Below are 7,589 nucleotides of genomic sequence, written 5' to 3'. Positions count from 1 at the left end.
ATCAACATCATCGACACCGCCGAGTTCGCGATCCCCGGCCTTGACGACGAGTTCCGCGTCATCGTCTCCCCGTGGATTCTGACGGTGCTCGTGACCGACCGCCTGGCTCGCTACTACGAGACGGTCACCAAGCACAACCTCAAGTATCGTCGCTACTATCACCAGTTCGACTACTAAAGAAAACGGGTGCGGGAACGTGCCGGGCTATTGAGAGGAACACAGAATGAGGCAGTACATCATCGCCAGCCATGCGCACTTCGCCACCGGCATCAAGGAGAGCGTCGAGCTGCTCTCGGGCGCTCGCGACAACGTCCACGATCTTTCGATGTTCGTCGATGGCCGCATGGACGTGGCCGAGGAGGCCCAAAAACTGCTGGCAGGCATGTCTGCCGACGATGATGTCGTTGTCTGCACCGACCTCTTTGGCGGTAGCGTTAACAACGAGTTCACCAAGATCGTCCAGACGCGTCCCCGCACGTACCTCGTTACCAACATGAACCTTCCTCTGCTCATCCAGCTGCTGTTCTCTGACGAGTCGGCGCCGGTTGAGGAGACGATTCGCGCCATCGTCGCTGCGGACGATACGCGCGTGAAGTTTGTCAACGATCTTTTGGTCGATGACGAGGAGGAGGAAGAGTTCTAATCCGCAGCACCTACTGACACGCCGTATGACGGCACAAGACCTTTGGGGGGTCACATTATGATTCAGCTACTTCGCGTTGACCATCGCCTGCTTCATGGCCAGGTCGCAGTTTCCTGGGTTCAGGGCCTTGACTCCAACTGCATCTTCTGCGTGGGCGATAAGGTCGCTAACGACCCGGTGTGGAAGACGACGCTCAAGATGGGCAAGCCTGCCGGCTGCAAGCTCGTCATCAAAGATATGGAGCATGCAATCGAAGCTATCAACTCGGGCGTGACCGACAAGTACAAGATGATCATCTGCGTCGCCACTATCGCTGAGGCAAAGCAGCTTGTTGAGGGCTGCCCGCAGATCAAGTCGGTCAACCTGGGCAACACCAAGCCCAAGGACGAGAAGCGTCCCGACGCTCGTCAGGTCTCTCGTCAGATCTTCCTGACCGCGGCCGAGGAAGCCGATGTGCGCGAGATGCTGGATCGTGGCGTTGAGGTCGAGATTCGACCCCTGGCCGATGACCCCAAGGTCGACTGCGCCAGCGTGCTCTAGGCGTTCAATTTCGAAGAGTCTGAGCTCTTCGTAGTGTCCTATATGGAAAGGGGGATGTATGCTTACCCAAGCAATCCTCATCGGACTTATCGCCGCATTTGGTAAGTTCGACTGCCAGCTCGGTACGCTCTACGCGTTCCGCCCCATCGTCCTGTGCCCGCTCGTGGGCCTGGTGCTGGGGGACCTGCAGTCCGGCCTCGCGATCGGTGCGAGTCTGGAGCTGCTGTTCATGGGCTCGATCTCCATCGGCGCCTACGTGCCGCCTGATGAGACGATCGGCGGCGTGCTCGCCTGCGCCTTCGCTATCCAGCTGGGCCAGAGCACCGAGGCAGCCATCGCGCTTGCCATGCCCATCGCCACGCTGTGCCTTGCCATCAAGAACATCCTTAACGCCGCCCTGCCGATCCTGGTCGACCGCGCTGATGTCTACTCCGGCCAGGGCAACCTTAAGGGTGTCTATGCGATGCACTTCCTGATCGGTTTGACCGGTATCATCATGGCGTTCCTGCTGTGCTCGCTGTCGTTCTATCTGGGTGCTGACGCCATCCAGGGCCTGCTCGACTTCATCCCGCCCTTTGTCCTTGCTGGCTTTGGCGTTGCCGCCAACTTCCTGCCGGCCATGGGCTTCGCCATGCTCGGCCGCCTGGTGCTCACCAAGCAGCTCGTGCCCTTCTACTTCCTGGGCTTCCTGCTGTGCTCCTACGCCAACGTGCCCGTCCTGGGCGTCGCCCTGATCGCCATCATCATCGGCATCGACAAGTTCGACCTGCTCGGCCTGGGCGGAGCCCAGCCCCAGCTCTCCGCGGAAGGGGATGAGGACGATGACTTCTAGTCCCGAGAACAAGATTACGCGCTCCGACCTCGTCAAGAGCGCCGTCAACGTCGGCGCCCTGGGCATGGAGTTCTCCTGGACCTACTACAAGCAGATGAACATCGCCTTCTGCCTGATGGTCGCCAACATGCTCAAGAAGATCTACGCCGGCCGCCCCGACGACTACGCCGCGGCCCTGCACCGCCACTGCGCGTTCTTCAACATCACCGTCCAGTTCGCCCCGTTCGTCGGCGGCATCGCGATGGCCATGGAGGAGAAGGTCGCCCGCGGCGAGATCGAGCCCGAGAGCGTCAACGACGTCAAGGCCGCCCTCATGGGCCCGCTGTCCGGCATCGGCGACTCCATCTTCCTGTCGACGCTGCGCGTGGTCGCCGCCGCGGTGGGCATCAGCCTGTGCCAGGCCGGCAACCCCTTCGGCCCCATCGCCTTCCTGCTCATCTACAACGTCCCCGGCTTCGCGCTGCGCATCTGGGGCGCCGTCAAGGGCTACGAGCTGGGCGTGGGCTTCCTGGACGAGGCCCAGAGGACCGGCCTCATGCAGAAGATCATGACCTGCGTGGGCATCGTGGGCGTCATGGTCGTGGGCGCCATGTGCAAGGACATGTTCTGGGCCAGCATCCCGGTGGCCATCGGCTCGGGCGACGACGCCCAGACCCTCCAGGACATCCTGGACGGCATCATGCCCGGCATGCTCGGCATGATCGCCTTCTGGCTGTACTACTGGCTGCTGTCCAAGAAGATCAACCCCATGGTGCTGATCGTGGCCACCATGGTCGTGGGCATCATCGGCGCGTTCTTCGGCGTGCTGGCGTAGGTTCCTGCGTTCTATTCTGCCCCCAAGGGAAACGGCGACCCGTTGTGGTCGCCGTTTTTTATTACCGAAAGCTAGCTGGAGGTGCTTCGTGATTCGATCTGACAATCCACCCGATAATGGCGTGAGCGGGGCGATGTATCTATTTGGCACGGCGCTCTTGTGGAGTTTTATCGGCATCCTCGTTCGCGCCAATTCGCAGTCAGCTCTTTTGATCGGTGCCGTCACGGCAATATTTATGGCGCTCTTTATCCTGCTCGTCGGCAGGCCCGTCTTCCGCGTCAGCCGCCTTATTGTCCTTGTGGCCGTCTGCAACTTCGTGACGGGCACCACGTTTAACTTTGCCAACCAGCTCACGACGGTCGGCAACGCGATCGTCCTGCAGTACACCTCGATGATTTTCGTTATCGTGTATCAGTCGCTCGCAACTCGCACGTTGCCCTCGCCTGCGAAGATTGCCTCCGTGGTGGTTGCTTTTACGGGTATGGGACTGTTCTTTTTAGGCGATTTGAGTGCCGAGGGCATGCTCGGCAACCTGCTTGCCGTCATTTCGGGAGCCACCTTTGGGCTGTGTTTCTTTTTAAACTCTCGCCCCGATGCGTCGCCCATGGTGTCCTCGCTCATCTCCTGCGGCATCTCGATACTGCCGATCGTCTATTTTGTCGGCGACCTAGGCTCCGTAAAACCCTTTGAGTGGGGGCTTATGCTGGTGCATGGCCTTTTTTGCAGCGGCCTTGCGAGTGTGCTGTATGCCAAGGGGATTGCGCGCACTAACGCGTTTGCGGCCAACTTGGTTTGCATGAGCGAGGTCGTGCTCGCTCCCTGCTGGTCGGCGCTCCTCTTTGGCGAGGTCTTTCGCTGGAACGAGTTTTTGGGCGCGGCGATAATCGTTTTGGTGATTGTAGGCAACTTGGCATACGATGCCTTTGGCGATGGCTTTCTGGTGGCGCTTGTCCGCCATCGAAACAAAGAGCGCGCCTGATGGGATACGTCTGCCGTTTACGGTAAAAAACACTCCGCTGAGCGAGTGGTATTAAATAGTAAGAACCTGCATATCTATAATTGGTATCAAATCATTTGTGCCTGGCATAGGTGTTAACAGCACACCAGGTACGCTTCGGGCCGTGTGGTCGAGTTTCCGGATTGATATCAACAGCGCGCGCGACGGTGACCGGCTATGACTCGAGATTTCCTATTTTGGAGGAACCATGCTTACCCAAGCAATCCTCGTCGGCTTAGTCGGAGCGTTTGGAGGCCTCGACTACCAGCTCGGCACCCTCTACGCGTTCCGCCCCATCGTCCTGTGCCCGCTCGTGGGCCTGGTGCTGGGGGACCTGCAGACTGGTCTTGCCGTTGGCGCCAGCCTGGAGCTGCTGTTCATGGGTTCGGTTTCCATCGGCGCCTACGTGCCGCCTAACGAAACCATCGGCGGCGTGCTCGCCTGCGCGTTTGCCATTCAGCTCGGTCAGGGTACCGAGACGGCCATCGCGCTCGCCATGCCCATCGCTGTCCTTTCGCTGACGATCGGCAACATTACTAGTGCCTTGTTCACCGTGTTTGTCGATATGGCAGACAGGTTCGCCCTCAAGGGAAACCTTAAAGGCATTTACGCCGTTCATTGGGGCATGGGTCTTTGGGGCTGCCTTGAGTATTTCCTGCTGTGCGGCGGCGCCTTCTATCTGGGCTCCGATGCCATCCAGGGCCTGCTCGACTTCGTCCCGTCCTTCATCATTGATGGTTGCGGCGTTGCCGCCAACATCCTGCCGGCCATGGGCTTCGCCATGCTCGGCCGCCTGGTGCTCACCAAGCAGCTCGTGCCCTTCTACTTCCTGGGCTTCCTGCTGTGCTCCTACGCCAACGTGCCCGTCCTGGGCGTCGCCCTGATCGCCATCATCATCGGCATCGACAAGTTCGACCTGCTCGGCCTGGGCGGAGCCCAGCCCCAGCTCTCCGCGGAAGGGGATGAGGACGATGACTTCTAGTCCCGAGAACAAGATTACGCGCTCCGACCTCGTCAAGAGCGCCGTCAACGTCGGCGCCCTGGGCATGGAGTTCTCCTGGACCTACTACAAGCAGATGAACATCGCCTTCTGCCTGATGGTCGCCAACATGCTCAAGAAGATCTACGCCGGCCGCCCCGACGACTACGCCGCGGCCCTGCACCGCCACTGCGCGTTCTTCAACATCACCGTCCAGTTCGCCCCGTTCGTCGGCGGCATCGCGATGGCCATGGAGGAGAAGGTCGCCCGCGGCGAGATCGAGCCCGAGAGCGTCAACGACGTCAAGGCCGCCCTCATGGGCCCGCTGTCCGGCATCGGCGACTCCATCTTCCTGTCGACGCTGCGCGTGGTCGCCGCCGCGGTGGGCATCAGCCTGTGCCAGGCCGGCAACCCCTTCGGCCCCATCGCCTTCCTGCTCATCTACAACGTCCCCGGCTTCGCGCTGCGCATCTGGGGCGCCGTCAAGGGCTACGAGCTGGGCGTGGGCTTCCTGGACGAGGCCCAGAGGACCGGCCTCATGCAGAAGATCATGACCTGCGTGGGCATCGTGGGCGTCATGGTCGTGGGCGCCATGTGCAAGGACATGTTCTGGGCCAGCATCCCGGTGGCCATCGGCTCGGGCGACGACGCCCAGACCCTCCAGGACATCCTGGACGGCATCATGCCCGGCATGCTCGGCATGATCGCCTTCTGGCTGTACTACTGGCTGCTGTCCAAGAAGATCAACCCCATGGTGCTGATCGTGGCCACCATGGTCGTGGGCATCATCGGCGCGTTCTTCGGCGTGCTGGCGTAAGGGTCCGGCTGCATAGATTTTCGTTGCAACCTGGAAAGGGGATGGAGCAGGCCTATGCCCTCCATCCCCTTTTTGTATAGAAGGAGTTCGTATGTTCGCGAAGGGTCGCGAAGCAATGCGCCTGACGCCGGCAGAGGTCAGGCTGATTCTTATTGAGTCCCTGCAGTGGTGCGCCAACAACGCGGTCTACTTTTTGGGGCTTATCGGTGCGGCCACGTATGATCTGGCCGGCACGGCCTTTTTGGTTGCCGCCATTACGCTCGCGCGCAATCTTATGACGTCGGTGGGCAATATGGTGTCGGGCTCGGTCATCGATCGCTTTGGACCGCGCCGGACGTCGTTTGTGACGTGCGTGATTACGGCAGTGCTATCGCTTGGCGTGGGGTTAGCGCCGTTGTCTGTCCCCGGGCTTGTGTTTGCCGCGTGCGTCTTGGGACTTGCGGGCGGCTTTATCAACACCTGCACGCATGCGTTTCCGGGATACCTGGAGTCGACCACCGAGGGTCGTACCCGCGTGAACGGCCTCATGGTGTTCTACAGCAATATCGCCTATACCGCTGGCCCGCTGCTCGGCGGTGCCATCGTGAGCTGTTTTGCCACGCAATCGGTCTATCTGCTCATGGCGGGCATGATGGGTGTGGCGGCCGTGCTCTCCTTGGGCTGTCACGAGTGTGTTGCTCCCGCAAAAGGGGAGAAGCCGAAGGGCGGTATTCTGGGCGGCATGGCCGAGGGTGCGCGACTTACGTTTCGCGACCACGACTTGCGCCTCATCTTTATCTCGGGCTTTTTGGGTTTCTTTGCGTTTGGCGCGTTCGATTCGCTGGAGTCGTTGTTCTACCGTGATGTACTCAACGTGGATATCGTCTGGCTGGGCTGGTTGTCCTCGGTCGTGGGCCTCACTTCCTCGGTGGGTGCGTTCATCCTGACCAAGCTTTCTGCTCGCCATGTCAACCTGCGATTGCTGCTCGGCGCGCTCATGGCCGTGGGCATTGGGTCCATGGTGTACGTGGGCACCGATATGCTGGGGGTCGCGATTATCGGTCAGGCGATTAACGGTCTGGCCTGGGGGTTCCTGGAGCCGCTGCAGATGATCTTGATTCAGGAGCGCGCCGACATCAAATACCTGGGGCGCATTACCGGCTTTGTGCGTTTTGGCCTGATGAGCGCCGGCGTGCTGCCGCTGCTGGCGGCTCCTTTTTTGGCGGAGGCTTTGGGCGTCCAAGCGGTGCTATTTGGAGCATCGACCATTATTGCGCTGGTAGGAACGCTGTTCTTTGTCACACAAGGGAGGCGCCAGAGGTGTTAGCTATACATTCAATTCTAATTTAATACCACTCACCAGAGAATTTCGACCGTTCACCGAGGATTGGAACAGATTGATAAGTGGTATTAAAAACACCTTAGGTGTATGTCTATAATTGGTATCGAAAAGAAACGCGATGTATAGAGTCGCGTGCAGGACAGAAAGGAAAAGCCATGAAGGAAACCGAGAAGATCGAGATCATGCACTTTAGCCAGGAGGGCTATCTCGAGGACGGCAAGAACGTCTATGAGACCGGCAAGAAGATGACCGCGCTCGCCGACAAGGTCGCCGACGAGGGCTACGACGCCGTGTTCCTGATGGGCGTCGGCGGCACCTGGGACGAGCTCATGCAGCTCGAGTACCTCATGAACAAGTTCGGCGACCGCGACCTCGAGGTCTACCTGATTCACGCCGCCGAGTGGAACGCCATGGGCCACAAGCGCATGACCGAGAAGTCCGTCGTGATCACCGCCTCCGAGTCCGGCACCACCCCCGAGGTCCTCGAGGCCGTCAAGAAGATGAAGGAAAAGGGCATTCGCGTCTACGCCATGACCAAGCCCGAGGGCCCCATCGGCCAGGCTGTCGGCGCCGAGAACTGCGTCGCCATGGCTTCTGACCATGGTTCGGGCGGCTGCGAGAAGGGCTACTACCTCGCCGACTGCTT

Annotated in this window: 9 protein-coding genes and 1 pseudogene; all 10 read left to right on the top strand. The window is 60.0% G+C overall.

What is annotated here, in order from left to right; translation table 11 throughout:
- Window positions 1–177 (top strand): annotated as a pseudogene (locus PMW67_RS09785) (SIS domain-containing protein); the annotation flags it as partial.
- Between the two features lie 46 nt (window positions 178–223).
- Window positions 224–643: a PTS sugar transporter subunit IIA gene (locus PMW67_RS09485; protein ID WP_148346728.1), complete on the top strand. Its 420-nt coding sequence runs from the start codon at window positions 224–226 to the stop codon at window positions 641–643.
- Between the two features lie 57 nt (window positions 644–700).
- Window positions 701–1,183, top strand: a complete 483-nt coding sequence (locus PMW67_RS09480) for a PTS sugar transporter subunit IIB (RefSeq protein ID WP_270224931.1) — start codon at window positions 701–703, stop codon at window positions 1,181–1,183.
- Between the two features lie 58 nt (window positions 1,184–1,241).
- Window positions 1,242–2,015: a PTS mannose/fructose/sorbose/N-acetylgalactosamine transporter subunit IIC gene (locus PMW67_RS09475; protein WP_271739668.1), complete on the top strand. Its 774-nt coding sequence runs from the start codon at window positions 1,242–1,244 to the stop codon at window positions 2,013–2,015.
- Window positions 1,996–2,829: a PTS system mannose/fructose/sorbose family transporter subunit IID gene (locus tag PMW67_RS09470; protein WP_196022811.1), complete on the top strand. Its 834-nt coding sequence runs from the start codon at window positions 1,996–1,998 to the stop codon at window positions 2,827–2,829. Before PMW67_RS09475 ends, PMW67_RS09470 begins: the two co-directional genes overlap by 20 nt.
- 88 nt (window positions 2,830–2,917) lie before the next feature.
- The gene (locus tag PMW67_RS09465) at window positions 2,918–3,808 is read left to right on the top strand and encodes a DMT family transporter (RefSeq protein ID WP_271739666.1); all 891 of its coding nucleotides are present in this window, start codon (window positions 2,918–2,920) and stop codon (window positions 3,806–3,808) included.
- Between the two features lie 226 nt (window positions 3,809–4,034).
- Window positions 4,035–4,808, top strand: a complete 774-nt coding sequence (locus tag PMW67_RS09460; RefSeq protein ID WP_196022812.1) for a PTS mannose/fructose/sorbose/N-acetylgalactosamine transporter subunit IIC — start codon at window positions 4,035–4,037, stop codon at window positions 4,806–4,808.
- Window positions 4,789–5,622, top strand: a complete 834-nt coding sequence (locus tag PMW67_RS09455) for a PTS system mannose/fructose/sorbose family transporter subunit IID (RefSeq protein WP_196022811.1) — start codon at window positions 4,789–4,791, stop codon at window positions 5,620–5,622. The genes PMW67_RS09460 and PMW67_RS09455 overlap by 20 nt, the downstream gene beginning before the upstream one ends.
- Before the next feature lie 91 nt (window positions 5,623–5,713).
- On the top strand, window positions 5,714–6,928 hold the full coding sequence (locus PMW67_RS09450; RefSeq protein ID WP_271739664.1) for an MFS transporter: 1,215 nt from the start codon (window positions 5,714–5,716) through the stop codon (window positions 6,926–6,928).
- 170 nt (window positions 6,929–7,098) lie between these two features.
- A partial coding sequence (locus tag PMW67_RS09445; protein WP_465038333.1) for a phosphoheptose isomerase family protein occupies window positions 7,099–7,589 on the top strand: 491 nt, incomplete at its 3' end.

It is taken from the genome of Collinsella aerofaciens (assembly GCF_028209395.1).
GTDB lineage: Bacteria > Actinomycetota > Coriobacteriia > Coriobacteriales > Coriobacteriaceae > Collinsella > Collinsella aerofaciens_AZ.
Note: the sequence above shows the minus strand (reverse complement) of the source record. Positions and strands in the feature narration are given on the sequence as shown.